We start from the raw sequence: 26,564 nt of genomic DNA, 5'->3' as shown, positions 1-26,564 counted from the left end.
TGCGCTCCAACACAGAATTGGGTCTTACTGAATTTCTTCTGGCTTCACGATCACCCAGTTCTTGTCCGCCGTCACCGGCAACCCTTCCTTGGCCTGCGCTGCCGCGTTCTTGGTCATCATGCCGTTGAGCTGGGTCATGTATTTGTCTTTGCGGTTGACCCACAAGTGGATGCCGCCCTTGGCCACGTCAACACTGTGGAACAACATGTAACCGTCGCTGGTCGGGGTATCGCCGCCCACCAGTACCGGTTTTTTCCACTCGTCGATGTAGGTCAGGATCGCCGCGTGCTTGCCGGCCATCCAGGTCGCCGGGGTCCACAGGTACGGGGTCAGTTCGAGGCCGAGGTTGGCTTTCTCGTCATACTTGCCGGCGGTGATCTGTTTGCGTGCGGTGGTCAGCTCGCCGGTTTCGCGGTTCTTCAACAATGTGCTCACGCCGATCACGTTCTGCGGTTTGACGTTGTAGCCGTACTTCGGATCAGCCGCGACCATGCGCACCAGCTCTTCGGAGGCGGCGGTCATCACGTAGACCTCAATGCCGTTCTCCATCAGTTTGTTGTACAGCTCGGCCTGACCGGTAAAGACTTTGGGTGGCTGCACCTCAAGGTTCTTCACCACGTCACCGTCGTAATAAGTGGTCGGCACCGGTTTGCCCGAGGCCATCAGCTCATCGACGTAGCCTTTGAGTTCCTTGAGGGTAAAGCCAGAGAACACCTGCGCCACCCATGGGTAGCAGACCATGTCGTCGACTTCGCACAGGCGATAGTAATAGCTGAACAGGCTTTCCTTATGGTCAGCGGTGTCCTTGAACGGCATCAGTTTCAGGGAGGGATCAAGCGTCTCGCGGGTGATCAGGCCCTTGTTTTCCATGAACGGCAGCAACGACTCTTCGAGGTCGTAGCGGTAACTGGTGTTGTCCATGTCGAACACCGCGTAGTTACCCTTGTTGGCGTTGGCCGCGATCATCGCGTCCAGTGCCTTGGCCTGATCCGCCGGCCAGTGCTTCAGATCGGTGGCGAATGCGTGAGCGGCCAAGCCCAATCCAAGAACCACAGCGAGCATTTTCGGTGCGAACTTCATCGGCGTTTTCTCCCTGACTGAAAGACATCGACGCTAACAAATAAGTGTGACAGTCCTCGTCTGTCAGCGACCGCTTACGTCTCCTCAACGCCAGCTGCATTGCCGAGAGCGACAGGCGCTTATTCCAAAAACGACGGACGACCTGCGATTTCGGTATTAATTCATTGGAAATCAAACTGTTAGGCTTGCCGGTTCGCAGTTGCCCAAGAAGGCGACTGGCACAAGTCTTATCGGAGTCTTCATGAATCTGCCGCTGATCCTCAATCTGCTGGTGTTCCTCGCCCTGCTCTTCGGTCTGGCGCAAACCCGCCACACTACGTGGAGCCTGGCGAAAAAAGTCCTGCTCGCGCTGGTGCTCGGCGTGGTATTTGGTGTTGCCCTGCACTCCGTTTACGGAGCCGGCAACCCGGTGCTGAAAGCCTCGATCGGCTGGTTTGATCTGGTCGGCAACGGCTACGTGCAGTTGCTGCAAATGATCGTGATCCCGCTGGTGTTCGCCTCGATCCTCAGCGCGGTCGCGCGTCTGCACAACGCCTCGTCGCTGGGCAAGATCAGCTTCCTGACCATCGGCACGCTGCTGTTCACCACCGCGATTGCGGCACTGATCGGTATCGGTCTGACCAACCTGTTCGGCCTCACCGCCGAAGGTCTGGTCGCCGGCACTCAGGAAATGGCCCGTCTGCAAACCATTCAGACCGACTACGCCGGCAAGGTTGCCGACCTGAATGTGCCGCAGCTGCTGCTGTCGTTCATTCCGCAGAACCCGTTCGCCGACCTGGCCCGGGCCAAGCCGACCTCGATCATCAGCGTGGTGATCTTCGCCGCGTTCCTCGGGGTCGCGGCGCTGCAACTGCTCAAGGATGATGTCGAGAAAGGTCAGAAAGTGATCAACGCCATCGACACCCTGCAAGCCTGGGTGATGCGTCTGGTGCGTCTGGTGATGAAGCTCACCCCGTACGGCGTGCTGGCGCTGATGACCAAAGTGGTCGCCGGTTCCAACCTGCAGGACATCATCAAGCTCGGCAGTTTCGTGGTGGTCTCGTACCTCGGTCTGGGCCTGATGTTCGTGGTGCATGGCCTGCTGGTGTCGGCGGCCGGGATCAACCCGCTGCGGTTCTTCCGCAAGATCTGGCCGGTGCTGACGTTCGCGTTCACCAGCCGTTCCAGCGCGGCGAGCATTCCGCTGAGCATCGAAGCGCAGACCCGTCGCCTGGGCATTCCGCAGTCGATCGCCAGTTTCGCCGCCTCGTTCGGTGCGACCATCGGCCAGAACGGTTGCGCCGGTCTGTACCCGGCGATGTTGGCGGTGATGGTTGCGCCAACCGTCGGCATCAACCCGCTGGACCCGCTGTGGATCGCGACGCTGGTGGCGATTGTGACCCTGAGTTCGGCCGGTGTGGCCGGTGTTGGCGGTGGCGCGACGTTTGCTGCGCTGATCGTGCTGCCGGCGATGGGCTTGCCGGTGTCGCTGGTGGCGCTGCTGATTTCGGTGGAGCCGCTGATCGACATGGGTCGTACGGCGTTGAACGTGAGTGGTTCGATCACCGCCGGTGCGATTACCAGCCAAGTGATGCAGCAGACCGATAAAGCACTGCTGGATGCGGATGAGCATGCGGAGCTGGCGCAGGCTTAAGTTCTTCTTTGCCTGACCTGCCCTCTTCGCGAGCAAGCCCGCTCCCACATTGGATCTGTGATCGACACAAATCCAATGTGGGAGCGGGCTTGCTCGCGAAGCTCTTAAGCTTTTTCCCAGACTTCGAAGTTGTACGCGGGCTTATCGCCCTCAGCAGCGTTTTGCTGGAAGTCCTTTTGCTCCCAGTCATATGGGCTGAATTCTGGGAACCAGGCATCGCCCTCCGGACTTAAATACACACGAGTCAAATACAAACGATCCGCATGTGGGAGCGCCTGCGCGTACAATTGGGCGCCACCAATTAACATCAACTCGCTTGCGCCCTGCTCTAACGCCCACTCGTCTGCACGAGCCACTGCTTCTTCAAGCGAGGAGTAAACCTCCGCACCTTCAAGATGCAAATCGGCCTGCTTACTGACAACAATGTTCAAACGCCCTGGCAGCGGACGCCCCAAAGAATCCCAAGTCTTGCGTCCCATGATGATGGGTTTGCCAAGGGTTTTTTCCTTGAAATACTTGAAATCACCCGGTAGATGCCAAGGCATACCGTTGTTCACGCCAATCACTCGGTTTTGACCGAGCGCAGCGATTAGAGATAAGGGAAGAGTATTGTTCATTCGGATGAGGATACCAGAGGTTCGGCATCCCGCAACTTGCCCCGACCAGCGCCACAGCGGTTATGCTCACTGCTCAATCGAGCAACGGAATGGCGCGTGACTGAACTGACTCCACTGCAAAACCTCTGGCTGACCGAAACCATCCGCCTGCGCGAAGAACACGCAGGTCCCCTGGAGGATCTGGAAGCCAATCGACTGGCCCGCGCGGCCGGCGGCGATCTGCCGGGCCGTATTCAGCGCCGCGCCGTGTGGCTGGCCGAGCGCGACGGGCTGAGCGCAGCACTCAGGCACTGGCTGCAAGGCGCACGTCTGGCGCTGGTGCTGCTGGTCATTTTCGCGCTGCTGAGCGGCGCCGGGCTGGCCTTCGCCGCACTGAGCCAGACGCCGGTCAATGTGTTCTGGGCCCTGGGCAGCCTGCTCGGGCTGAACCTGATTCTGCTGCTGAGCTGGGCGCTGGGGCTGATCTTTGCCGGTGAACACGGCGCCACCCTCGGGCGCTTGTGGCTATGGCTCAGCGAAAAACTCGCCCGCGATGCCAAAGCCGCGCAACTCGCGCCGGCCCTGCTGCTGATGTTGCAGCGCAGGAAACTCAATCGCTGGGCGCTCGGCACTTTGGTCAATGGCCTGTGGTTGCTGGCGATGCTCAGCGCACTGCTGTTGCTGCTGACACTGATGGCGACCCGGCGCTACGGTTTCGTCTGGGAAACCACCATTCTCGGCGCCGACACCTTTATCAACCTGACCCAAGCCCTTGGCGCGCTGCCGGCGCTGCTCGGCTTCAACGTGCCGACCGTAGAGATGATCCGCGCCAGCGGCGGCGCAGCGCTGGATATCGAAAGCGCGCGACAGGCCTGGGCAACCTGGCTGGTCGGCGTGCTGGTGGTCTACGGCGTGCTGCCGCGCCTGCTGCTGGCGCTGTTGTGTTTCTGGCGCTGGAGTCGCGGCAAAGCCGCGCTGACCCTGGACTTGAACCTGCCCGGTTACGCCCAGTTGCGTGAACGGCTGATGCCGACCAGCGAACGCCTCGGCATCAACGACGCCGCGCCTGCGCAGTTGCATCGAGTTGAAAGCAGCGTCAGCGAACACGCCAGCGACGGCGCTTTGCTGGTGGCCATCGAACTCGACGATCAGCGCCCGTGGCCACCGGCCCTGCCGAAAACCGTGAGCAACGCCGGAATCCTCGACAGCCGCGAATCGCGGCACAAACTGCTCGAACAGCTCAGCCGTTTCCCTCCGGCGCGCCTGCTGATTGCCTGCGATCCACGGCGCTCGCCGGATCGCGGCAGCCTCGCGCTGATCGCCGAACTGGCGCGCAACGCCAGCGCCACCCGGGTCTGGTTGCTGCAAGCACCGCACGGCGAGGCGCTGGACAGTGCCCGTCTCGGCGACTGGCACGTTGCGCTGCAACAACTGGAGTTGCCGTTCGCCGATTGCGCACCGATGAACTGGCTGGAGAGCGGTCATGACTGATGCCCGGAAAGCGCCGCTGAAACTCGCGGTGGTCGGCCACACCAACGTCGGCAAGACCTCGCTGCTGCGCACCCTGACCCGCGACGTCGGCTTCGGCGAAGTCTCGCACCGGCCGAGCACCACTCGACATGTCGAGGGCGCGCGGTTGTCGGTGGACGGCGAGCCGTTGCTCAATCTCTACGACACCCCCGGGCTGGAAGACGCCATCGCCCTGCTGGATTTCCTTGAGCGTCTGGAACGCCCCGGCGAACGTCTCGACGGCCCGGCGCGACTGGCGCGGTTTCTCGACGGCAGCGAAGCGCGTCAGCGGTTCGAACAGGAGGCGAAAGTGCTGCGACAGCTAGTCGCCTCCGACGCCGGTCTGTATGTGATCGACGCCCGCGAACCGGTGCTGGCCAAGTATCGTGACGAACTCGAAGTGCTCGCCAGTTGCGGCAAGCCGCTGTTGCCGGTGCTGAATTTCGTCAGCAGCGCCAACCATCGCGAGCCGGACTGGCGCGAAGCGTTGGCGCGGCTCGGCCTGCATGCGCTGGTGCGCTTCGACAGCGTTGCGCCGCCGGAAGATGGCGAGCGGCGCCTGTACGAAAGCCTTGCGCTGCTGCTGGAAAACGCCCGTCCGCAACTGGAGCGCTTGATCGCCGATCAACAGGCCCAGCGCCTCGCCCGCCAACAAAGTGCGGCGCGTTTGATCGCCGAATTGCTGATCGACTGCGCCGCCTGCCGACGCAGTGTGGTCAGTGAGGCCGAGCAGGAGCAGCAAGCGATCAGCGAACTGCGCAAGGCCGTGCGCCAGCGTGAACAGAAATGCGTCGAAGCGTTGCTCAAGCTCTATGCGTTTCGCCCGCAGGATGCGGCGGCCAGTGATCTGCCGTTGCTCGATGGGCGTTGGGGCGATGATCTGTTCAACCCGGAAACCCTGAAGCAACTCGGCGTGCGCGTGGGCGGCGGGATTGCGGCCGGTGCCGCGGCGGGGGCTGGCGTGGATCTGCTGGTCGGCGGCATTACCCTCGGTGCGGCGGCGCTGGCCGGTGCGATTGCCGGCGGCGCCCTGCAAACCGCGCGCAGTTATGGCAGCCGCTTGCTGGGCAAGATCAAGGGACAGCGGGAATTGACCGTGGATGACGGGGTGCTGCGGCTGTTGGCGTTGCGTCAGCGCCAACTGTTGCTGGCGCTCGATCAGCGCGGGCATGCGGCGATGGAAGCAGTTCAGGTCGCCACCCCGCAGGACAAGACCTGGCGCGAAGGCAAGCTGCCTGAAGCGTTGCACAAGGCACGGGCGCATCCGCAGTGGTCTTCGCTCAATCCGCATCCGAAGTTGAATCAGGCGGAGCGGCAGGAGCAGATTGATCTATTGGCTGCAGAGCTTTAGTGCCTGTTCCGGCCTCTTCGCGAGCAAGCCCGCTCCCACAGTTTGATCGCATTCCTTATGGTGGAACTCGGTCGAATGTGGGAGCGGGCTTGCTCGCGAATGGCGCGACTCGGTGACACGGATTACGCCGCCAGCAGGCGCACCGCCTTCTCCTTCAATACTCCCAACTCCATCACCGGCACCGCCCTTTCCTTGGCCAACTCATCCCACTGCCGCATGCGCAAACTCACGGTACACAAGGGATCGCGCTCAAACGCATCCGCCTCAGCCTCGCTCATCACCCCGCCCTGATATTCCAGGGTCCGGCGACTGGCTTCACTCAGGCGCTCGAAATATCCCGGTTCACGTAGCGTCAGATAGCGCTTGGCCTGCACGTGATATTCCACCAGCCGCGCCATACGCTCGCTGAATCCCGCCTCACGCAAATAATCCGCCCCCAGCCGCTCATGGCTGACCACGCCATAACCGCCCATGTTCTCGGCACCTTCGGCACACAAATGGCCGATGTCATGGAAGAACGCGGCGAGCACCACTTCATCATCAAAGCCTTCAGCCATCGCCAACTGCGCTGCCTGAGACATGTGTTCGATCTGCGACACCGGCTCGCCGATGTAATCACTGGCACCAAAGCGTTCATACAGCGCAAACACCCGGTCAACGACTTGCGCATGCCCCGCCATCAGATTTCCTCCAGCAATTGCGCCACGTTGCGCTCGGCCAGTGCCGGGCCGACGCTCATGCCGACGCCGGTGTGCATCAGCGCCACACTCAAGCCCGGTGCCGGGCGCAGGAATGAGAACGGCCCCGGCCCACGGGCACCGTAGACGCCCTGCCAGCGCTCCACCACTTGCACCTTGCAGCCCAGCGTGTGCTCGGCCAGTTCGAGCATCCAGTTGTCCACTTGCTCGGCGTTGAACGGCGACGGATCGCTGCCGTAATGGTGCGAGTCGCCGATGATCAGCTCGCCATACGGCGTCGGGCTGATCAGCAGGTGAATGCCGTTGTCGTGCAGGTGCGGCTGTTCGCGCAGGATCTGTGCCTGCACCGCCGCCGCTTCTGGCAAATCGGCGAAGGCGCCGTAGTGCACGCAGCTCAAACCGGTGAGCAAGGCGTGTTGCAGATTCAGCTCGATCTGCGGTTTGGCGCGGAGCATTTGCAGACGGCAGATCTGCGGGTCGAGCGTGGCAATCGGCTCGGCCAGCAGGGTCTGATAATCGTGGCCGGAGCAGACGATGACTTGCTGCGCCGTGAAACTGCCGGCAGTGCTGTGCAGACGTCCTGGCTCGACGTCACGCACCAGCGTACTGAAGTGAAACTCGACGCCGAGGTCGCGGCGCAGATAATCGATCAGCGCCGGGATCGCTTCCCGCGAGTACAACTGTTGATCGTCCATGCCGTGTAGCGCGGCGCGGTGATGGCTGAACTGGCCGTGGTACAGATCACGCAAGGCGGCGCCACGCAGCAAGGCGACGTTGTAACCGTGTTCCACGGCGCGGCCGTTGCAGAAGGCTTCGAGCAATTGCTCTTCGGCTTCGCTGCGGGCGAACAGGTACGAGCCGTTGCGCTTGATCTGCAGACCGGCGAGTTGCGCCCAGTCGCCCCAGATCTCGCGGCTGGCCTTGGCCAGTTCGAGCATCGGGCCGGGTGGCTGGCCGGTGACCAGCGCCTGACCGAAGTTGCGCACCGAGGCGCCGAGGGGCGTGGCGGTGCGTTCGAAAACGCTGACCTTGAGGCCGCGCTTGGCGGCGGCGTAGGCGTGGGACAGGCCGAGGATGCCGGCGCCGACGATGAGCAGGTCTTTGTGTTGGGTCATAAAAGCAATCCCGCTTGTGTGGCGAGGGAGCTTGCTCCCGCTCGGCTGCGCAGCAGTCGTAAATTCAGCAGATGCGGAGTGCCTGACACTACTCGTTTGCAGAATTTGGGACCGCTTCGCGCTCCAGCGGGAGCAAGCTCCCTCGCCACAGGCTGTGTGAGTCAGTTACTTGGCAACGACTTTCTCGGACTTGCCGTCATAACGCTTGCGCCATTCGGTCAGGATCTCGTCGCGGTTCTTCGAGGCCCAGGCGAAGTCGTTCTTGATCAGACGCTGCTCGTAGTCGGCCGGCAGTTCGGTCTGCGGCTTGGCGATGCCCGGCTGGGCAAGGACGGCGAAGTTCTCTTTGTACAGATCCATTGCCTCGGCGCTGGCGGAGAAGTCCGCGAGTTTTTTCGCCGCGTCTTCATGCGGGGTGCCTTTGATCACGGCAGTCGCCTCGATCTCCCAGCCCAGGCCTTCTTTCGGCAGGATGATGTCCAGCGGCGCGCCCTGGCGTTTCAGCTGTACCGCCGGATATTCGAAGGAAATGCCGATCGGGAATTCGCCCGCAGCGGCCAGTTTGCAAGGCTTGGAACCGGAGTGAACGTACTGGCCGATGTTCTGGTGCAGACCGTCCATGTAGGCCCAGCCCTGTTTCTCGCCGAAGGTTTGCAACCAGGCGCTGACGTCGAGGAAACCGGTGCCGGACGACGCCGGATTCGGCATGACGATCTTGCCCTTGTACTCAGGCTTGGTCAGGTCCTGCCAGCTCACCGGTTTGCTCAAGCCCTGCTTCTCGGCTTCGACGGTGTTGAAGCAAATGGTCGCGGCCCACACGTCCATGCCGACCCAGGCTGGCGGGTTGGCGGCGTCGCGGTAGTTCGCGCCGATCTTGCCCAGATCCTTCGGTGCATAGCTTTGCAGCATGCCTTGCTGATCGAGGATCGCCAGGCTCGAAGCGGCCAGCCCCCACACCGCGTCAGCCTGCGGACGGGCCTTTTCGGCCAGCAGTTTGGCGGTGATGATCCCTGTGGAATCACGCACCCACTTGATCTCGACGTCCGGGTTGGCCTTCTCGAACGCGGCTTTGTAAGCGGTCAGTTGCTCGGCTTCGAGGGCGGTGTACACCGTCAACTCGGTTTTTGCCGCGAAGGCATTCAGGCTGAAAGTAGCGAGCACAGCAGCGGCCAGGGCCATAGGCTTGAACATGATCGTTTTCCTGTCGGTGAGTTGAGGCTGTAGGGATAAATCGTCAATCAGTGACCGGGCGCGGTTTGCCGCCAGGCCTGGGAACGGCGCAGCAAGCCGCGCGAAGCCCACGCCAGCAGCAAGGACACGCCTGCCGAGGTGAACAGAATCAGGGTCGACATCGCCGCCGCGCCGCCGACGTTGCCGGCGTCATCCATGTTCAGCACCGCCACCGCCGCGAGGATGGTGTCGGGGCTGTAGAGGAAGATCGCCGCCGACACCGTGGTCATCGCCGAGACGAACAGGTAGCGCACGATGTCCAGCAGCGCCGGCAGGCAGATCGGCACGGTGACGCGCAGGTAATGGCGGTACAGCGGCGCCTTGAGCGACAGTGCGGCGGCTTCGAACTCGGCGTCGAGCTGGCGCAGCGCGGTGGTCGCGGTCATTTGCGCGGTGGTCAGATAGTGCGCAATGGTGCAGACGATCAGCAGCGTCATCGTGCCGTACAGCACATGCAGCGGGTTGCCGCTGAGGTTGAAGAAGAAGACGTAACCCAGGCCAAGCACCAGCCCCGGCACCGCCATCGGCACAAAACTGAGCATGCGCAGGGTCAGGTTGAGGCCGCGTTGGCTGCGGGTTTTCTCCATCAGGTAAGCGCCAGTGAAGATCAGCACACTGCCGATCAGTGCCGTGCCCAGCGCCATCTTCAAGCTGTTGCTGTACGCCAGCCAGCCACCGCCGGCGGTCTCGTTGAACTGATAGTGATTGAGCGACAGCGACAGGTTGTACGGCCAGAACTTCACCAGCGAGGAAAACACCGCCATGCCGAACACCAGCAGCAGCGCCGCGCTGATCAACAAAACAATCGCCAGATAACAGCCATCACGCAATTTCGACGGTGCCGGTTTGAACACCTGGGCGCGGCCGCTCATGGAATCGCCGTGACGCCGACGCAGCCAGGCATCGACGCCGAAGCTGAACAGCGCCGGCAGCAACAGCACCATGCCGATCAGCGCCCCGCGACCGAATTGTTGCTGGCCGACCACGGCTTTGTAGGCTTCCAGCGCCAGCACTTGATAGTCGCCACCGACCACCACCGGCACGCCGAAATCGGTGATGGTCAGGGTGAACACCAGACAGAACGCAGCGAATACCGCTTGGCGGGTCGCCGGCCAGGTGATGCTGCGAAAAGCTTTCGCCGGACTGGCGCCCATGCTCGACGCCGCATCGAACAGCCGCGCATCGGCCAGCGACAGCGCCGAGAGCAGAATCATCAGCGCATGCGGAAAGGTGTAGATCACCTCACCCAGCACGATCCCCCAGAACCCGTAGATGTTGTCCGAAAGCAGCCCGCGCAACATGCCCTGATTGCCGAAAAGATAGACCAATGCGATACCCGGCAGCATCGACGGCGCCATCAATGGCAGCAGGGAAATCCCGCGCCAGATGCCCTTGGCCGGAATCAGTGTGCGTTGCAGGGCGTAGGCAAACAGGTAGGCCAGCGGTACGACGATGGCCGCGACGCTGAGGGAAACTTTCAGGCTGTTGCCGAGCAGCCAGTGGAAATTCTCGCTGGTCACCAGCTCCTTGGCGGCGAGCCAGCCACCGCCCTGCCCGGCCTCGCTGCTGAAGCCGCGCCAGAAGATCGCCAGCAACGGTAGCAGCACAGCGACACCGAGCAGTAACAGCAGCAGGAGTTTGCCGCCGAGGACGAAGATCCGGTCACCGACCTCGGCCCCGGACACTCGCCGCGCCTGCTTGTGCGGTAGCGGCAGTGCGATGTTCGCGCTCATCAGGCAAACACCTGCAGGCTGCGCGGTGGCAAGGCGACCATGATCTGCTGGGCACCGAGGCGCGGCATGGCTTCCGGCGCCAGTTCAGCGAGCAGCGCGTGGCCCGGCAATTGGTCGAGTTCGAAGCTCATGCGGCAGCGATTGCCGAGAAAGGTGATCTCACGGACTTTCGCCGGGAACAGGTTTTCTTCGTGCACCAGCGGATTGACGCTGATAGCTTCCGGACGGCAGAACAGTCGGCCCGAAGCGCCGCTGACGCTGCCATCGGCCAGACGCACATCCATCCCGCCAACCCGGGCGTGACTGGCGCTGCTGCGCTGGAACGGCAACCAGTTGCCCTGCCCGACGAACTCGGCCACGAACGGCGTGGCCGGGCGATTGTAGATTTCCTGCGGGGTGGCGTACTGCTCGACGCGGCCGTTGTTCATCACGGCGATGCGGTCGGCCATCAGCATGGCTTCGTCCTGATTGTGCGTGACCATCAGGGTGGTGATGCCGAGGTTGCGCTGCAGTTGGCGCAGCTCGGTGCACAGATGCTCGCGGACCCGAGCGTCCAGCGCCGACATCGGTTCATCGAGCAACAGCAGCGACGGCGCCGGGGCCAGGGCACGAGCCAGTGCGACTCGCTGTTGCTGACCGCCGGACAATTGGCCCGGGTACTTTTTTTCACTGCCGGTGAGGCCGACCAGTTCCAGCATCTGACCGACGCGACGACGTACTTCGTCACGACCACTGCCGGCGAGGCCGTAGGCAATGTTCGCTTCGACGGTCAGATTGGGGAACAGCGCGTAGGACTGGAACAGGATGCCGTAGTCCCGGGCCTGCGGCGCGAGGTGCGAAACATCGCGGTCGCCGAGGTACAACTCGCCGCTGTCCTGCTTCTCCAGCCCGGCGATGCAGCGCAGCAGCGTGGTCTTGCCACAGCCCGACGGGCCGAGCAGGCACACCAGCTCACCGGCCGCGACATCGAGGGAGACGTTATCCAGTGCGGTGAACGCGCCGAAGCGCTTCTGCACGCCGCGCACTTTCATCGGCGCACCGGGGTTGGTCAGGGCAGTTGCGATTGCAGGATTCATGGACAGACCTCATCAAGCTGATGGGGCCAATCCTAGAGTTGTAATGCGTCCGTCATGTGGCAGTGAGGCAAAAACGGCTGATAGTGGTATTCGGGGATTTTGGTTCAGGTTTCAAGTCATGTGTTGCCTGGTCTGACGCCTTCGCGAGCAAGCCCGCTCCCACATTGGATTTGTGTTGTGAACACTATCCCCTGTGGGAGCGGGCTTGCTCGCGAAGAGGCCGGCATGGGCAATGAAGAAATCAGGCCGGAGACATTTCCTGAGCCAACCCGAGAAACGCCGCCGGCAACCGCGCGCCCTTGCGCTCCTTGAGGCAATACAGATACTCGGGAATCTGCGGCGCATTCTCGATAGTCAGCACCCGCAATTGCGGATCATGCGGCACTTCCTGGCGGGCAATGATGCTGATGCCGATATTGCGCAGCACCGCCTCGCGGATCGACTCGCGGCTGCCGATCTCCAGCAGCGGGCCAAAACTGACCCCGGCGCTTTCCAGCAACTCTTCGGTCAGGCGCCGGGTGGTCGAACCGGACTCGCGCATCAGCAAGGTATGCCCGGCCAGCGCGCTCAACGCCACATGCTCCTGCGCCGCCAGCGGATGGTTGCGATGCACCGCCAGCACCAGCGGATCGCTACCCAATACCCGGCGAATCAAGCGCGCATCCTCAAGCAACTGCGACGACGCGGCGACATCCACCCGGTAATCCTCCAGCGCTTCGAGCACCTGCTGCGAGTTGCCGATTTCCACCGACACTTCCACCTGTGGCAAGCGCTCGCGGAAGGTTTTCACCAGATCAAGGATGTAATACGGCGCGGTGGCAGCGATGCGCAGCGTGCCCTGCACCTGACCGCTGTTGCGCAGGAAGAACTCGATATCGGCCTCCTGCTGCAACAGCGCCTTGACCATCGGCAGCAGCCGCGCGCCTTCGTCGCTGACACTCAGGCGCCGACCGCCACGGTAGAACAGCTCCACCGAGTACTGACTTTCCAGATTACGGATCTGCGTGGTCACGGTGGGTTGGCTGAGGCCGAGCTTTTTCGCCGCCAGCGTAATGCTGCCCAGGCGGGCGACCATATAAAACGCTTTCAGCTCGGCACTCAGCACAACTATCCCTCATCGTTTATTTGCGCAGCAGGCGCAAACCGTTGAACACCACCAGCAGGCTCACGCCCATGTCGGCAAACACCGCCATCCACATGGTGGCGAGTCCGGCGAAGGTTACCCCAAGAAAGATAGCCTTGATCACCAGTGCCAACGCGATGTTCTGTTTCAAGATGCTCGCGGTGTCGCGCGACAGGCTGATGAACGCCGGGATCTTGCGCAGATCGTCGTCCATCAGGGCGACATCGGCGGTTTCAATCGCGGTGTCGGTGCCGGCGGCCGCCATGGCGAAACCGATTTCGGCCCGCGCCAGCGCCGGAGCGTCGTTGATACCGTCGCCGACCATGCCGACCCGATGCCCCTGTGCATAAAGCTCTTCGATAGCTTGCAGCTTGTCGGTCGGGAGCAAGTCGCCCTTGGCCTGATCGATGCCGACCTGCGCCGCGATGGCCTGCGCGGTGTGCACGTTGTCACCGGTGAGCATCAGGGTTTTTACCCCGAGGGCGTGCAACTGTCGAATCGCTTCGCGGCTGGATTCCTTGACCGTGTCGGCCACGGCGAACAGCGCCAGCGGGCCGGAACTGTCGAGCAGCAACACCACGGACTTGCCCTGTTTCTCCAGCGCAAACAGCTTCTCTTCCAGTTGCGGCGAGCACAGGCCCAGCTCTTCAACCAGACGGTGGTTGCCCAAGTGATAGGTCTGGCCGTTGACCTGGCCCTTAACACCACGCCCGGCCAGCGCTTCGAAGTTATCCACAGTCAGCACGGCGAGGTTTTTATCCACAGCCGCATTGGCGATGGCCAGCGACACCGGGTGGTCGGAGCGCCCGGCCAGCGCGGCGGCGATTGCCGGAGCGCTGGCGTCGGCGATCGGGTCGAGCGACAGGTAATCGGTCTGCACCGGTTTGCCGTGGGTGATCGTGCCGGTCTTGTCCAGCGCCAGATAATCGAGCTTGAAACCGCCCTCCAGGTACACGCCACCCTTGACCAGAATGCCTTTGCGCGCCGCTGCCGCGAGGCCGCTGACGATGGTCACCGGGGTGGAAATCACCAGGGCACACGGACATGCCACCACCAACAGCACCAGTGCGCGATAGATCCAGTCGAACCATGCTGCGCCCATGAACAGCGGCGGAATGATCGCCACGGCCAGCGCCAGCACGAACACCACCGGGGTGTAGATTTTCGAGAACTGATCGACGAAGCGCTGCGTCGGCGCCCGCGCACCCTGAGCCTGCTCGACGGCGTGGATGATCCGCGCCAGGGTCGAGTTGTTCGCCGCCGCAGTCACCGTGTACTCCAGCGAGCCGGCCTGGTTGATGGTGCCGGCGAAGACTTTGTCGCCGATGGTTTTCTCCACCGGCAGGCTTTCACCGGTGATCGGCGCTTGATCGATGGTCGAGCTGCCGCTGACCACTTCACCGTCCAGGGCGATGCGCTCGCCGGGTTTTACCCGCACGCGGGCGCCGAGTTCGACGCTTTTGACCTCTTGTTCGACCCAGTTGCCGTCGGCTTGCTGCACCGTGGCCTGTTCCGGGGTCATCTGCATCAGGCCACTGATGGCGTTGCGCGCACGATCCAGCGAACGCGCTTCGATCAACTCGGCCACGGTGAACAGGAACATCACCATCGCCGCTTCCGGCCACTGCCCGATCAGCACCGCACCGGTCACCGCGATGCTCATCAGCGCGTTGATGTTGAGGTTGCGGTTCTTCAGGGCGATCCAGCCCTTTTTATAGGTGGTCAGGCCGCCGCTGAGGATCGACACCAGCGCAATGATCGCCACCACCCAGGTCGGCGCGGCGTTGGTGAAGTGGATCACTTCAGCCGCCAGCGCACCAACGCCGGACAGCGCCAGGGGCCACCAGTGTTTTTTCACCGGCGCCGGGGCCGGGGTTTCGACGCCCGCCTCCAGTGGTTCGGCGTGCATGCCCAGCGAGGTAATCGCCTCGGTAATCGGCGCGGTGTCCGGCAGATTGTGGGTCACGCCGAGCACGCGGTTGATCAGGTTGAATTCCAGCTGCTGCACACCGGCCAGTTTGCCGAGCTTGTTCTGGATCAGCGTCTGCTCGGTCGGGCAGTCCATCGCTTCGATGCGGAAACTGCTCAGTCGAGCGTCAGCGCTGGTCTTTTCGCTCAGTTGCACCCGCGCAGGCGCGGCGGTTTTCGACGCGCAGCAGGAATCGCCACCGTGGTCATGCTTATGCACAGGCTGCAATTTGTGGCTGTGGTCGTGTCCCGCGTGGGATTTGTGGTTGTGCTGGGAATCGCTCATTGGTCGCGTCCATAAAGGTGCCTGTTGCCAAGTAAAGACCCTGTAGCCACTATAGGGTCAAGCACCCTTTTGGAGATTGCCGTCATGAAGATCGGAGAACTGGCCAAACTCACCGACTGCGCCGTGGAAACCATCCGCTATTACGAGCGCGAAAACCTGCTGCCGGAACCGGCGCGCAGCGACGGTAACTACCGCGTTTACACCCAGGCCCACGCCGAACGCCTGACTTTCATCCGCAACTGCCGCACCCTCGACATGACCCTCGAAGAGATCCGCAGCCTGCTGACCTTGCGCGACAGCCCGCAGGACCAGTGCGAAAACGTCAATGCGCTGATCGACGAGCATATCCAGCATGTAAAGGCGCGAATTGATGGGTTGTTGGCGTTGCAGACACAACTGCTCGACCTGCGCCAACGCTGCGGCGAAGGGCCGGGGGCGGATCAGTGCGGGATCTTGCAGCGGCTGGAAGTGAGTGGCGGAGTCGTCGCAACCGAAGTCGAACACTCCCATGTAGGCCGTAGCCACGGCCATTAAGAACACCCTAAAACACTGTGGGAGCGAGCTTGCTCGCGAAAGCGGTAGTTCAGTCAATATTTCTATCAACTGACACTCCGCCTTCGCGAGCAAGCTCGCTCCCACAGGTTTTTGTATTGCTTGTCAGACCGCCATTGGCGCGGTCATTGGCGCGTGGTGCTCATAGCCTTCCAGCGAGAAGTCGCTCGGCTCGACCAGCTCCAGCCACTCCGGCTGGTACACACCGGTCTTGGCAAACTCCGGCACACGATCCGAAATCTTCAGCTTCGGCATGGCGAACGGCTCGCGCTTGAGCTGTTCGTTAAGCATGTCCAGGTGGTTCTCGTAGACGTGCGCATCACCGATGAAATAGGTGAACCAGCGCGGCGTGTAGCCGGTCAGGCGCCCGATCAGGCTCAGCAGCGCGGCGCCTTCGGTGAGGTTGAACGGCGTGCCCAGACCCAGGTCGTTGGAGCGGATGTACAGGGTCAGGGAGATTTCCTTGGTCTCGACGTTCGGGTGGAACTGGTACAGCAGATGGCACGGCGGCAGGGCCATCTCATCGAGCTGAGCGCAGTTCCAGCCGTGGAACAGGATGCGGCGACTGCCCGGATCGTTGATGATCGTATCGACGCACTGGCGCACCTGATCGATGGCTTTGTACAGCACCACGTAGGCCTGGCCGTCTTCTTCGCCCTGGGCGATCTGCTTGTAGCCGTTGCTCAGGGTTTGTTCGATGGCGGCGGTGTTGCTCAGCGGGATCTGCTTGTACGCCGGCCACTTGCGCCATTGCACGCCGTAGATTTCGCCGAGGTCGTCTTCGCCCTGACGGAACGGGTTGGCCAGCCACTGCGCATTTTCGTTGGCGTTCTGGTCCCAGACCTTGCAGCCCAGCGCACGGAATTCAGCGGCGTTGTTCACGCCACGCAGAAAACCGCACATCTCGCCGATGGCCGATTTGAAGGCCATCTTGCGGGTGGTGATCGCCGGAAAGCCTTCCTGCAGATCGAAACGCAGCATCGCACCCGGAAAGCTGATGGTGTTGATGCCGGTGCGGTTGGCCTGTTTGGTGCCGTTCTGAATGACGTGCGAGACCAGTTCGAGATATTGCTTCATGAGTTACCTGTGTCCTTTGAGCCCCGGCGTCGCGCGCCGGGGTTCGTAGTTTAAGCGGTCGGCGCGAGCGGTGCTGCCGGCGCGCGACGATAGGCCAGCCAGATCAGGAACAGTCCGGCGACAATCATCGGTACGCACAGCACTTGCCCCATGGTCAGCCAGTTCCAGGCCAGGTAGCCCAGTTGCGCGTCCGGTACGCGGACGAACTCGACGATGAAACGGAAGATGCCGTAGAACAGCGCGAACATGCCGGACACAGCCATGGTCGGGCGCGGCTTACGCGAGAACAGCCACAGGATCAGGAACAGCGCGACGCCTTCGAGCGCGAACTGATACAGCTGCGACGGGTGACGCGGCAGCTGCGCCGGATCGCTGAACGGCGGGAAGATCATCGCCCACGGCACGTCGGTCGGCTTGCCCCACAGCTCGGCATTGATGAAGTTGCCGATGCGCCCGGCGCCCAGACCGATCGGCACCATCGGCGCAACGAAGTCCATCAGCTGGAAGAAGGTCTTGCCGTTACGCTTGCCGAACCACAGCGCGGCGAGCATCACGCCGATGAATCCGCCATGGAACGACATGCCGCCCTTCCACACTTCGAAAATCAGCGTCGGGTTGGCGATGTACGCGCTCAGGTCATAGAACAGCACGTAACCCAGACGTCCACCGACAATCACCCCCATCGACAGCCAGAACACCAGATCGGAAAGCTTCTCCTTGGTCCAGGTCGGGTCGAAACGGTTGAGCCGGCTCGACGCCAGCAGCCATGCGCCGCCGATGCCGACGAGGTACATCAGGCCGTACCAGTGGATTTTCAGCGGACCGATGGCCAGGGCCACCGGGTCGATCTGCGGGTAAGGCAGCATTGCGACTCCTCGTTAGAGTTGAAACCAAAATTCCCGGGCGACGCTGCCACCTCAGGATTAAGCCAGGATTGCGGCCTGCTCTGAACCAGCAGGTCAGAGCAGGAAATTCAGGCCCACGCAGAACAGCAAAGCGGCGAACAGCCGTTTCAGCAAGCGCGGCGACAATCTGTGGGCCAGGCGCGCGCCGAGACGGGCGAAGACCATGCTGGTCAGGGCAATGCCCAGCAGCGCCGGCAAATAAACAAAACCGAGACTATGCGGCGGCAACAACGAATCGTGCCAGCCCAGAATCATGAAACTTAATGCACTGACCAGGGCGATCGGCAGGCCACAGGCTGACGAGGTCGCCACGGCTTGCTGCATCGGCACGCTGCGCCAGGTCAGAAACGGCACGGTCAGCGAACCGCCGCCGACGCCAAAAATCGCCGACGCCCAACCGATCACACTGCCGGCCACGGTCAGACCGAGTTTGCCGGGGACGGTTCGACTGGCCTTGGGTTTGATGTCCAGCGCCAACTGCAGCGAGATCACCAAGGCAAACACGCCGATGATCTTTTGCAGGTTCGGCCCGGAAATCGCCTCGGCCGTCAGCGCACCGAAACCGGCGCCGAGCAGTATGCCAACCGCCATCCACTTGAAAATCGGCCAGCGCACGGCGCCACGGCGGTGGTGTTCGCGCACGGCGTTGACCGAGGTGAAGATGATCGTCGCCAGCGACGTGCCAACCGCCAGATGTGTAAGGATCGACTGATCGAAACCCTGCAAGGTAAAACTGAACACCAGCACCGGGACAATAATGATCCCGCCGCCCACCCCGAACAGCCCGGCCAGCACGCCTGCACAGGCGCCCAGCGCCAGATAGAGCAGAAATTCCACGGCCGTCTCCCAGACGCATCCCCAAAACCGGAGCGGCATGGTAACGGATGCACACCCTCTGGCGGAACTGGCGATGGATGCACGGACGCTGACTGCGTAGAGTGAGCAAAAAACACACAAGGACCACCTTATGTGCCTGATTGTTTTCGCCTGGCGCCCGGGCCATGCCCAGCCGCTGATCGTCGCGGCCAACCGTGACGAGTTCTACGCCCGCCCGAGCCTGCCGCTGGCGCCATGGGCCGACGCGCCGCACGTGCACGCGGGGCGCGATCTTGAGGCTGGCGGCACGTGGCTGGGAATCGGCGCCAATGGGCGCTTTGCCGCGCTGACCAATATCCGCGATCCGCACCAGCCACCGGCGCGCAAGTCGCGGGGGGAGCTGGTGGCGCGGTTTCTCACGGGCGATGCGTCGATTGATGATTATTTGCGCGATGTGGTCGCTCGCGCGCCGGAGTACGCCGGGTTCAACCTGCTGCTGGGCAATGCCCATGAGCTGTGGCACTTCAATGCGCGGACGTCCGAGCCGGTGATGCTCGAGCCGGGGATCTACGGGCTATCGAATGCCGGGCTGGATACGCCGTGGCCGAAACTGCTCAAGGCCAAGGCTGCACTGAGTGCGGTGCTGGATGATCCACAGCCTGCGCGGTTACTGGAGCTGCTGGGCGATGCGCAGACCGCGCCGTTTGCCGAACTGCCGGATACCGGGGTCGGGCTGGCCACCGAATCGCTGCTGTCGAGTGTGTTCATTGCCAGCCAGAGTTATGGCACACGGGCGAGTACGGCGTTGATTGTGCAGGCGGACGGGACGCGGCGGATGGTCGAGCGCAGTTTCGGGCCGTATGGCGGGCATTTGGGCGAGGTGGAGATAACAGCTTAAAAGCCTACCCTCACCCCCACCCTCTCCCGGAGGGAGAGGGGGCCGACCGTGGTGTCATGAGCAATACTTTGACCTGAAAGACCGAGTTGATTATGGATTCAGCAAAGCACTTTCAGGTCGGCGGAGTTCTGCAGCATCCCCCAATCAGTCCCCTCTCCCTCTGGGAGAGGGTTAGGGTGAGGGGCTTTTGATCTTCAGAGGGCCTTGTTGACCGCCGGCGGATTCATCTTCGACAACCCGAGATTCTTCAGCGCCAGTTGCAGCGAGCTGTGGATCACTTGCGGGTTGTCGATGGTCATCAGCTCGGCCAGCAGATCCTTGGCCTTGCTCAGGTTGATCTGACGCAGCATCCACTTCACTTTCGGCAGGTTGGTGGCGTTCATCGACAGGCTGTCGAAGCCCATCGCCATCAACAGCACCGCCGCCGCCGGATCACCGGCCATTTCGCCGCAGATACTCACCGGTTTGCCTTCGGCATGCGCGTCGCGCACCACGGTTTGCAGGGCTTGCAGCACCGCCGGGTGCAGGTAGTCGTAGAGATCGGCCACCCGCGGGTTGTTGCGGTCGACCGCCAACAGGTACTGGGTCAGGTCGTTGGAGCCGACCGACAGGAAGTCCACCTGCCGCGCCAGTTCCTTGGTCTGGTACACCGCGGCCGGAATTTCGATCATCACCCCGATAGGCGGCATCGGCACGTCGGTGCCTTCGTCGCGCACTTCACCCCAGGCCCGGTGGATCAGGTGCAGGGCTTCTTCGAGTTCGTGGGTGCCGGAGATCATCGGCAGCAGGATCCGCAGATTGTTCAGGCCTTCGCTGGCCTTGAGCATCGCGCGGGTCTGCACCAGGAAGATTTCCGGGTGGTCGAGGGTGACGCGAATCCCGCGCCAGCCGAGGAACGGGTTGTCTTCCTTGATCGGGAAGTACGACAGCGACTTGTCACCGCCGATGTCCAGGCTGCGCATGGTCACCGGTTGCGGGTGGAACGCGGCGAGCTGTTCGCGGTAGATCGCCAGCTGTTCCTTTTCGCTCGGGAAGCGCTGATTGATCATGAACGGCACTTCGGTGCGGTACAGGCCGACACCTTCGGCGCCACGCTTCTGTGCCCGCGCCACATCGGCCAGCAGGCCGGTGTTGACCCACAGCGGCATGCGGTGGCCATCGAGGGTCACGCACGGCAGATCACGCAGGGTGTCGAGGCCCAGCGCCAGTTGTTTCTCTTCTTCGACCACCTCGGCGAACTGCTTGCGCAGCACATCGCTGGGGTTGGTGTAGACCTCGCCGCGGGTGCCATCGACGATCACCTCGATGCCGTCGACCTTGGCGTAAGGCAGGTCGACCAGGCCCATCACCGTCGGAATGCCCATGGCCCGGGCCAGGATCGCGACGTGGGAGTTACCCGAACCCAGTACCGACACCAGACCGACCAGCGTGCCCTCCGGCACCTCGCCGAGCATGGCCGGCGTCAGCTCTTCGCTGACCAGAATGGTTTTTTCCGGGTAGACCAGGTTCTGCTGACGCTCTTCCTGCAGATACGCCAGCAGGCGCCGCCCGAGGTCTTTGACGTCCGACGCGCGCTCGCGCAGGTAGGCGTCGTCCATCAGTTCGAAACGGTTGACGTGATCGGTGACCACCTGACGCAGTGCGCCCTGGGCCCATTGGCCGGTCTTGATCACGGTGGTGACTTCGCTGCCCAGCGAGGCATCGTCGAGCATCATCAGGTAAACGTCGAACAGCGCGCGCTCTTCCGGGCGCAGCTGGGTCGCGAGCTTGGCGGACAACGCGCGCATGTCGGCGCGCACGCCTTCGATGGCGGTCTTGAACAGCGCCAGCTCAGCGTCGATGTCGGTGATGTGCTTGTCCGGCACCACGTCCAGATCCGCTGGCGGCAGCATGACCACCGCGGTACCGACGGCAGCACCCGGCGAACCCGGTACGCCGACGAACTTGGCTTCCTGAATGCCCTTGCCCTGACGGCCCAGACCGCGGATCGAGCCGGTGGCCTCGGCGTGGGCGATAACGCCGGCGAGCTGCGCGCTCATGGTCACGAGGAAGGCTTCTTCACCTTCGTCGAACTGGCGACGTTCTTTCTGCTGGATGACCAACACGCCGACGACGCGGCGGTGGTGAATGATCGGCGCCCCGAGGAACGAGGCGTAGCGCTCCTCGCCGGTCTCGGCGAAGTAGCGGTAGCGCGGGTGATCCGCGGCGTTTTCGAGGTTCAGGGGTTCTTCACGCGTGCCGACCAGACCCACCAGACCTTCGTTGGGTGCCATGCTGACTTTGCCGATCGAGCGCTTGTTCAAGCCCTCGGTGGCCATCAGGACGAAGCGGTTGGTCTCGGGATCAAGCAGGTAGACCGAGCAGACCTGGCTGCCCATGGCCTCTTTGACGCGCAACACAATAATCCCCAACGCCGCCTTGAGATCCTTGGCGGAGTTAACTTCCTGGACGATCTTGCGCAGCGTATTGAGCATGGCTCGGGGTCGAACTCCGTCGTCAGTCGCGCGCTAAAAGGCGCGGGGCAAGCTCTTTGAGGGCGCGTCGATACACCTCGCGCTTGAATGTCACCACCTGGCCCAACGGATACCAATAACTGACCCAGCGCCAGCCATCGAACTCCGGTTTACCGGTCAAATCCATCCGCACCCGCTGCTCGTTGGAGATCAGGCGCAGGAGAAACCATTTCTGTTTCTGGCCGATGCACAGCGGTTGGCTGTGGGTACGCACCAGACGTTGCGGCAAACGATAGCGCAACCAGCCACGAGTACAGGCCAGTATTTCAACATCTTCACGTTCCAGGCCAACTTCTTCGTTCAGCTCGCGGTACAAGGCGTCCTCCGGCGTCTCCTCGGGGTTGATTCCCCCTTGTGGAAACTGCCAGGCATCTTGATTGATACGGCGAGCCCATAGCACCTGGCCGGCGTCATTCGTCAGAATGATCCCGACATTGGGGCGGAAACCATCGGGGTCGATCACGGCAACAACCTCGCAAACGCATGTCGCCGCATTGTTCCACAAAGCTTGATAAGGCGGCAACGAAGGTTCCTACCTTATGTGCACTCTTGTGAAAAGACCGTATTCTTGTCGCCTTTTTACTGACTTTTCAGCGGGTAACTGCAATGCGCCTGGCTCTATTCGATTTGGACAACACCCTTCTGGGCGGCGACAGCGATCACGCTTGGGGCGACTATCTGTGCGAACGCGGCTTCCTTGACCCGGTGGCGTACAAGACGCGCAACGACGAGTTCTATCAGGATTACCTGGCCGGCAAGCTGGATAACGCCGCGTACCTGAACTTCTGCCTGGAAATCCTCGGCCGCACCGAAATGGCCGTGCTCGAACAGTGGCACAACGACTACATGCGCGACTGCATCGAGCCGATCGTGCTGCCCAAGGCGCTGGAACTGCTGAAACAGCACCGCGACGCTGGTGACAAATTGGTGATCATCACCGCCACCAACCGCTTCGTCACCGCCCCGATTGCCGTGCGCCTGGGCGTTGAAACCCTGATTGCCACCGAGTGCGAGATGGTCGATGGCCGCTACACCGGGCGCAGCACCGACATTCCGTGCTTCCGTGAGGGCAAGGTGACGCGCCTGAATCGTTGGCTGGATGAGACTGGGTATTCGTTGGATGACAGCTATTTCTATAGCGATTCGATGAATGATTTGCCGCTGCTGGAGCAGGTGGCGAACCCCGTTGCTGTAGATCCGGATCCGAATCTGCGCGCTGAAGCCGAGAAGCGTGGCTGGCCGGTGATTTCGTTGCGCGACTGATTACGCCTTCGCGAGCAAGCCCGCTCCCACAGGGGACCGTGTTCACAGCACAAATCCAATGTGGGAGGGGGCTTGCTCCCGAATGGGGCCAACGCGGTGTGAAGCCTTAAACAGGCTTGGCCCCCATCAACCCGGCAATGGCGATAAAGCAGACGAAGCTGAACAACGCCAAGGCAAAGGTGAACTTGCCAACGCCACCCGGCGCCTTGCGCAACCGATTCAACCGCACCAACAACCAGAACCACGCCAGTGCCGCCACGGTGTATAGCACGCTGGAGGCCAGCAACCAGGTCTGTCCCAGCGGCCAGCCAACCAGATGCACCATGCCCCAGCCAGTGAACGGCATGCTCAACAGCGCCAGGCCCATCAACAACCAGATGAACACCCGTGGCCGTTGCAAGGTGCGGCTGCCCGCCGTGGCATCACCTTTGCGCCGCGCGAGAAAAACCCAGATTCCCAGACCCAGCGCACTGGCCAGCAACACCACGGTGGCGACCATGTGCGCGGTTTTCAGGGCAGTTAACGTTTCCATTGTTCGATTTCCTTATGGCCTGCCCATCAGCGTAGCCGCTCAGCCAAGAAACAGCTGATAGGCCGGGTTTTCGCTTTCATCCCAATACGGGTAGCCGATTTCCTCAAGCGCCGCCGGCACCAGATGCCGCTCGTCATGCGGGACTTGCAGGCCCGCGACCACCCGGCCGTCCGCTGCGCCGTGGTTACGGTAGTGGAACATCGAGATGTTCCAGCGCCCGCCGAGTTTGTTGAGGAAGTTGAACAGCGCGCCCGGACGCTCCGGGAATTCGAAGCGAAACACCACTTCGTCGATGACGTGCGCCGCGTGGCCGCCGACCATGTGGCGAATGTGCAACTTGGCCAGTTCGTTGTCGGTCAGGTCGAGCACCGGGAAGCCCTGCCCGGTCAGGCTCGCCAGCAGCGCGCTGCGCGGGTCGTTTTCCGGGTGAGTCTGCACGCCAACGAAGATGTGCGCTTCGCTGCCGGTGTTGTAGCGGTAGTTGAATTCGGTGATCTGGCGCTTGCCGATCGCTTCGCAAAACGCCTTGAAGCTGCCGGCCTGCTCCGGGATGGTCACGGCGATGATCGCTTCGCGGCCCTCGCCCAGCTCGGCGCGTTCGGCAACATGGCGCAGGCGATCGAAGTTGACGTTGGCCCCGGAGTCGATGGCGACGAAGGTCTGGCCGCTGACGCCGCGCAACTCGACGTACTTCTTGATCCCGGCCACACCCAAGGCACCGGCAGGTTCGGTGATCGAGCGGGTATCGTCGTAGATATCCTTGATTGCCGCACAGATCTCGTCAGTGCTGACGGTGATCACTTCGTCGACGTAATCCTTGCAGATGTCGAAGGTGTGCTGGCCGATCTGCGCCACCGCTACGCCGTCGGCAAAGATGCCCACGGTCGGCAGCACCACGCGCTCGCCGACGGCCATGGCCGCTTGCAGGCAGTTGGAGTCGTCCGGCTCGACGCCGATGACCTTGATGTCCGGACGCAGGTATTTCACGTACGCCGCGATGCCAGCGATCAGCCCGCCGCCGCCGACCGGCACGAAAATCGCGTCCAGCGGTTGCGGGTGCTGGCGCAGAATCTCCATCGCCACGGTGCCCTGCCCGGCAATGGTGTGCGGATCGTCGTACGGGTGGATGTAAACGTAGCCCTTTTCATCGACCAGTTTCAGCGAGTAGGCCAGGGCTTCCGGGAAGGAATCGCCGTGCAGCACCACTTTGCCGCCGCGCGAACGCACGCCTTCGACCTTGATCTCGGGAGTGGTCTTGGGCATCACGATGGTCGCTTTCACGCCCAGCACTTTCGCTGCCAGCGCCAGACCCTGCGCATGGTTGCCCGCCGATGCGGTGACCACGCCACGGGCGCGCTCTTCGTCAGACAGCTGGGTCAACTTGTTGTACGCGCCGCGAATCTTGAACGAGAACACCGGCTGCAAGTCTTCGCGCTTGAGCCAGATGTCATTGCCCAGCCGCTCGGAGAGCTGGCGAGCGTTCTGCAGCGGGGTTTCTACGGCAACGTCATAAACGCGCGAGGTGAGGATCTTTTTGACGTACTGTTCGAGCATCGGAAAGCATCACTGGCGATTGGGCGGGACCGACGAGTCTAACCCGGCTTTTGGGCGCACGACCACACTGAACAGGGGGATTAGGGTGCAGAGAACCGTTGTGGCGAGGGAGCTTGCTCCCGCTCGGCTGCGCAGCAGTCGTAAATCAGAACACACGATTCGTCTGAAAGAATGCAAAGGACCGCTTCGCGCTCCAGCGGGAGCAAGCTCCCTCACCACAGGAGTGTTTCCCCCTGCCTTGTCGCGAGGCCTATAATGCCGGCCTTTCCGTACTCACCTTGCCCGCTTCCGGAGCCCGCATGACCCAGGATCAACTCAAACAGGCAGTGGCTCAGGCCGCCGTCGACTTCATCCTTCCGAAACTCGACGACAAGAGCATGGTCGGGGTCGGCACCGGCTCCACCGCCAACTGCTTCATCGACGCGCTGGCCCAGCACAAGGGCGCGTTCGATGGCGCGGTCGCCAGCTCCGAAGCCACTGCGGCGCGCCTCAAGGGCCACGGGATTCCGGTGTATGAGCTGAACACCGTCAGCGACCTGGAGTTCTACGTTGACGGCGCCGACGAGAGCGACGCGCACCTGAACCTGATCAAGGGCGGCGGCGCCGCCCTGACCCGCGAGAAGATCGTCGCGGCCGTGGCCAAGACCTTCATCTGCATCGCCGACGCCAGCAAACTGGTACCGGTGCTGGGCGAATTCCCGCTGCCGGTCGAAGTGATCCCGATGGCCCGCAGCCACGTGGCCCGTCAACTGGTGAAACTGGGCGGCGACCCGGTGTACCGCGAAGGTGTGCTGACCGACAACGGCAACATCATCCTCGACGTGTTCAACCTGCAGATCACCAACCCGGTGGAGCTGGAAGCGCAGATCAACGCGATCGTCGGCGTGGTCACCAACGGTCTGTTCGCGGCGCGGCCGGCGGATCTGCTGTTGCTGGGCACCAGCGAAGGTGTGAAGACGCTGAAGGCTGAGTAAGCCCGACTGCCCCATTCTTGAGGGTAATTGCATCACCCCCTGTGGGGGGGGGGGGGGGGGGGGGGGGGGGGGGGGGGGGGGG

General features: G+C 62.4%; 23 protein-coding genes. 7 read left to right on the top strand and 16 right to left on the bottom strand.

Annotated elements, in window-relative coordinates; genetic code table 11:
• Window positions 1-24 precede the first annotated feature (24 nt).
• Entirely contained in the window at window positions 25-1,080 is a 1,056-nt protein-coding gene (locus tag NTD85_RS04215; protein ID WP_003229167.1) for a hypothetical protein, read from the bottom strand.
• A 241-nt stretch (window positions 1,081-1,321) separates the two neighbouring features.
• Between NTD85_RS04215 and NTD85_RS04210 the strand changes: the two genes are divergently transcribed.
• The gene (locus tag NTD85_RS04210) at window positions 1,322-2,713 is read left to right on the top strand and encodes an L-cystine transporter (RefSeq protein WP_262141496.1); all 1,392 of its coding nucleotides are present in this window, start codon (window positions 1,322-1,324) and stop codon (window positions 2,711-2,713) included.
• A gap of 104 nt (window positions 2,714-2,817) precedes the next feature.
• Here NTD85_RS04210 and NTD85_RS04205 read toward each other — a convergent pair whose 3' ends face one another.
• The gene (locus tag NTD85_RS04205) at window positions 2,818-3,330 is read right to left on the bottom strand and encodes a dihydrofolate reductase (protein WP_253150152.1); all 513 of its coding nucleotides are present in this window, start codon (window positions 3,328-3,330) and stop codon (window positions 2,818-2,820) included.
• 96 nt (window positions 3,331-3,426) lie between these two features.
• On the opposite strand from NTD85_RS04205, the gene NTD85_RS04200 reads away from it, so the two are divergent.
• Complete coding sequence (locus NTD85_RS04200) at window positions 3,427-4,800, top strand: DUF2868 domain-containing protein (RefSeq protein WP_262141495.1); 1,374 nt, start codon at window positions 3,427-3,429, stop codon at window positions 4,798-4,800.
• Entirely contained in the window at window positions 4,793-6,169 is a 1,377-nt protein-coding gene (locus tag NTD85_RS04195; protein WP_262141494.1) for a GTPase/DUF3482 domain-containing protein, read from the top strand. Before NTD85_RS04200 ends, NTD85_RS04195 begins: the two co-directional genes overlap by 8 nt.
• A gap of 122 nt (window positions 6,170-6,291) precedes the next feature.
• Here NTD85_RS04195 and NTD85_RS04190 read toward each other — a convergent pair whose 3' ends face one another.
• The 7 genes from NTD85_RS04190 to NTD85_RS04160 form a co-directional block, all read right to left on the bottom strand.
• Window positions 6,292-6,849 (bottom strand): phosphonate degradation HD-domain oxygenase, encoded by a 558-nt coding sequence (locus tag NTD85_RS04190; protein ID WP_262141493.1) that lies wholly within the window; start codon window positions 6,847-6,849, stop codon window positions 6,292-6,294.
• Window positions 6,849-7,982 carry a TIGR03364 family FAD-dependent oxidoreductase gene (locus NTD85_RS04185; RefSeq protein ID WP_262141492.1) on the bottom strand — a complete coding sequence of 378 codons (1,134 nt, stop codon included), beginning with the start codon at window positions 7,980-7,982 and terminating at the stop codon, window positions 6,849-6,851. Before NTD85_RS04185 ends, NTD85_RS04190 begins: the two co-directional genes overlap by 1 nt.
• Window positions 7,983-8,147: 165 nt before the next feature.
• Window positions 8,148-9,173, bottom strand: coding sequence for a putative 2-aminoethylphosphonate ABC transporter substrate-binding protein (locus NTD85_RS04180; RefSeq protein WP_003229178.1), 1,026 nt, complete (start codon window positions 9,171-9,173; stop codon window positions 8,148-8,150).
• Window positions 9,174-9,220: 47 nt separating this feature from the next.
• A complete protein-coding gene (locus NTD85_RS04175; protein ID WP_226500884.1) occupies window positions 9,221-10,945 on the bottom strand; it encodes a putative 2-aminoethylphosphonate ABC transporter permease subunit in 1,725 nt (574 codons plus the stop codon).
• Window positions 10,945-12,021, bottom strand: a complete 1,077-nt coding sequence (locus NTD85_RS04170; RefSeq protein WP_003229183.1) for a putative 2-aminoethylphosphonate ABC transporter ATP-binding protein — start codon at window positions 12,019-12,021, stop codon at window positions 10,945-10,947. Before NTD85_RS04170 ends, NTD85_RS04175 begins: the two co-directional genes overlap by 1 nt.
• Window positions 12,022-12,262: 241 nt before the next feature.
• A complete protein-coding gene (locus tag NTD85_RS04165) occupies window positions 12,263-13,126 on the bottom strand; it encodes a LysR family transcriptional regulator (RefSeq protein WP_041072184.1) in 864 nt (287 codons plus the stop codon).
• A gap of 16 nt (window positions 13,127-13,142) precedes the next feature.
• The gene (locus tag NTD85_RS04160; protein WP_262141491.1) at window positions 13,143-15,398 is read right to left on the bottom strand and encodes a heavy metal translocating P-type ATPase; all 2,256 of its coding nucleotides are present in this window, start codon (window positions 15,396-15,398) and stop codon (window positions 13,143-13,145) included.
• 84 nt (window positions 15,399-15,482) lie between these two features.
• On the opposite strand from NTD85_RS04160, the gene cadR reads away from it, so the two are divergent.
• Window positions 15,483-15,932 (top strand): Cd(II)/Pb(II)-responsive transcriptional regulator, encoded by a 450-nt coding sequence (cadR, locus tag NTD85_RS04155; RefSeq protein ID WP_003229189.1) that lies wholly within the window; start codon window positions 15,483-15,485, stop codon window positions 15,930-15,932.
• A gap of 123 nt (window positions 15,933-16,055) precedes the next feature.
• Here the strand turns inward: cadR and NTD85_RS04150 are convergent, their stop codons facing one another.
• The 3 genes from NTD85_RS04150 to NTD85_RS04140 form a co-directional block, all read right to left on the bottom strand.
• Window positions 16,056-17,027, bottom strand: a complete 972-nt coding sequence (locus NTD85_RS04150; RefSeq protein WP_258677022.1) for a thymidylate synthase — start codon at window positions 17,025-17,027, stop codon at window positions 16,056-16,058.
• 50 nt (window positions 17,028-17,077) lie between these two features.
• Window positions 17,078-17,893, bottom strand: coding sequence for a prolipoprotein diacylglyceryl transferase (gene lgt, locus NTD85_RS04145; RefSeq protein ID WP_003229193.1), 816 nt, complete (start codon window positions 17,891-17,893; stop codon window positions 17,078-17,080).
• A gap of 93 nt (window positions 17,894-17,986) precedes the next feature.
• Window positions 17,987-18,769, bottom strand: a complete 783-nt coding sequence (locus NTD85_RS04140; protein ID WP_003229195.1) for a sulfite exporter TauE/SafE family protein — start codon at window positions 18,767-18,769, stop codon at window positions 17,987-17,989.
• A gap of 130 nt (window positions 18,770-18,899) precedes the next feature.
• On the opposite strand from NTD85_RS04140, the gene NTD85_RS04135 reads away from it, so the two are divergent.
• Complete coding sequence (locus tag NTD85_RS04135) at window positions 18,900-19,646, top strand: NRDE family protein (protein WP_262141490.1); 747 nt, start codon at window positions 18,900-18,902, stop codon at window positions 19,644-19,646.
• Window positions 19,647-19,840: 194 nt separating this feature from the next.
• On the opposite strand, the gene ptsP is transcribed toward NTD85_RS04135, so the two are convergent.
• Entirely contained in the window at window positions 19,841-22,120 is a 2,280-nt protein-coding gene (gene ptsP, locus NTD85_RS04130) for a phosphoenolpyruvate--protein phosphotransferase (protein ID WP_003229199.1), read from the bottom strand.
• Window positions 22,121-22,142: 22 nt separating this feature from the next.
• On the bottom strand, window positions 22,143-22,622 hold the full coding sequence (locus NTD85_RS04125) for an RNA pyrophosphohydrolase (protein WP_003229203.1): 480 nt from the start codon (window positions 22,620-22,622) through the stop codon (window positions 22,143-22,145).
• Between the two features lie 143 nt (window positions 22,623-22,765).
• On the opposite strand from NTD85_RS04125, the gene NTD85_RS04120 reads away from it, so the two are divergent.
• Window positions 22,766-23,422 carry an HAD family hydrolase gene (locus NTD85_RS04120; RefSeq protein ID WP_003229206.1) on the top strand — a complete coding sequence of 219 codons (657 nt, stop codon included), beginning with the start codon at window positions 22,766-22,768 and terminating at the stop codon, window positions 23,420-23,422.
• A 106-nt stretch (window positions 23,423-23,528) separates the two neighbouring features.
• On the opposite strand, the gene NTD85_RS04115 is transcribed toward NTD85_RS04120, so the two are convergent.
• Window positions 23,529-23,954 carry a DUF2269 domain-containing protein gene (locus NTD85_RS04115; protein WP_226500881.1) on the bottom strand — a complete coding sequence of 142 codons (426 nt, stop codon included), beginning with the start codon at window positions 23,952-23,954 and terminating at the stop codon, window positions 23,529-23,531.
• A gap of 39 nt (window positions 23,955-23,993) precedes the next feature.
• Window positions 23,994-25,508 carry a threonine ammonia-lyase, biosynthetic gene (gene ilvA, locus NTD85_RS04110; protein ID WP_262141489.1) on the bottom strand — a complete coding sequence of 505 codons (1,515 nt, stop codon included), beginning with the start codon at window positions 25,506-25,508 and terminating at the stop codon, window positions 23,994-23,996.
• A 299-nt stretch (window positions 25,509-25,807) separates the two neighbouring features.
• On the opposite strand from ilvA, the gene rpiA reads away from it, so the two are divergent.
• Window positions 25,808-26,482, top strand: coding sequence for a ribose-5-phosphate isomerase RpiA (gene rpiA, locus NTD85_RS04105; protein ID WP_262141488.1), 675 nt, complete (start codon window positions 25,808-25,810; stop codon window positions 26,480-26,482).
• The last annotated feature ends 82 nt before the right edge of the window (window positions 26,483-26,564 follow it).

It is taken from the genome of Pseudomonas sp. 13B_3.2_Bac1, from assembly GCF_025466205.1.
In the GTDB taxonomy this organism is placed as follows: Bacteria; Pseudomonadota; Gammaproteobacteria; order Pseudomonadales; family Pseudomonadaceae; genus Aquipseudomonas; species Aquipseudomonas fluorescens_H.
Note: the sequence above shows the minus strand (reverse complement) of the source record. Positions and strands in the feature narration are given on the sequence as shown.

Excerpts from the sequence above, each read along its gene's own strand:
- NTD85_RS04120 (WP_003229206.1), top strand. The coding sequence starts at position 22,766 with ATGCGCCTGGCTCTATTCGATTTGGACAACACCCTTCTGGGCGGCGAC.
- NTD85_RS04115 (WP_226500881.1), bottom strand. The coding sequence starts at position 23,954 with ATGGAAACGTTAACTGCCCTGAAAACCGCGCACATGGTCGCCACCGTG.
- NTD85_RS04170 (WP_003229183.1), bottom strand. The coding sequence starts at position 12,021 with ATGAATCCTGCAATCGCAACTGCCCTGACCAACCCCGGTGCGCCGATG.
- NTD85_RS04150 (WP_258677022.1), bottom strand. The coding sequence starts at position 17,027 with ATGAAGCAATATCTCGAACTGGTCTCGCACGTCATTCAGAACGGCACC.
- NTD85_RS04190 (WP_262141493.1), bottom strand. The coding sequence starts at position 6,849 with ATGGCGGGGCATGCGCAAGTCGTTGACCGGGTGTTTGCGCTGTATGAA.
- NTD85_RS04215 (WP_003229167.1), bottom strand. The coding sequence starts at position 1,080 with ATGAAGTTCGCACCGAAAATGCTCGCTGTGGTTCTTGGATTGGGCTTG.
- NTD85_RS04175 (WP_226500884.1), bottom strand. The coding sequence starts at position 10,945 with ATGAGCGCGAACATCGCACTGCCGCTACCGCACAAGCAGGCGCGGCGA.
- rpiA (WP_262141488.1), top strand. The coding sequence starts at position 25,808 with ATGACCCAGGATCAACTCAAACAGGCAGTGGCTCAGGCCGCCGTCGAC.
- cadR (WP_003229189.1), top strand. The coding sequence starts at position 15,483 with ATGAAGATCGGAGAACTGGCCAAACTCACCGACTGCGCCGTGGAAACC.
- NTD85_RS04135 (WP_262141490.1), top strand. The coding sequence starts at position 18,900 with ATGTGCCTGATTGTTTTCGCCTGGCGCCCGGGCCATGCCCAGCCGCTG.
- NTD85_RS04195 (WP_262141494.1), top strand. The coding sequence starts at position 4,793 with ATGACTGATGCCCGGAAAGCGCCGCTGAAACTCGCGGTGGTCGGCCAC.
- NTD85_RS04185 (WP_262141492.1), bottom strand. The coding sequence starts at position 7,982 with ATGACCCAACACAAAGACCTGCTCATCGTCGGCGCCGGCATCCTCGGC.
- NTD85_RS04210 (WP_262141496.1), top strand. The coding sequence starts at position 1,322 with ATGAATCTGCCGCTGATCCTCAATCTGCTGGTGTTCCTCGCCCTGCTC.
- lgt (WP_003229193.1), bottom strand. The coding sequence starts at position 17,893 with ATGCTGCCTTACCCGCAGATCGACCCGGTGGCCCTGGCCATCGGTCCG.
- NTD85_RS04205 (WP_253150152.1), bottom strand. The coding sequence starts at position 3,330 with ATGAACAATACTCTTCCCTTATCTCTAATCGCTGCGCTCGGTCAAAAC.
- NTD85_RS04160 (WP_262141491.1), bottom strand. The coding sequence starts at position 15,398 with ATGAGCGATTCCCAGCACAACCACAAATCCCACGCGGGACACGACCAC.
- ptsP (WP_003229199.1), bottom strand. The coding sequence starts at position 22,120 with ATGCTCAATACGCTGCGCAAGATCGTCCAGGAAGTTAACTCCGCCAAG.
- ilvA (WP_262141489.1), bottom strand. The coding sequence starts at position 25,508 with ATGCTCGAACAGTACGTCAAAAAGATCCTCACCTCGCGCGTTTATGAC.
- NTD85_RS04180 (WP_003229178.1), bottom strand. The coding sequence starts at position 9,173 with ATGTTCAAGCCTATGGCCCTGGCCGCTGCTGTGCTCGCTACTTTCAGC.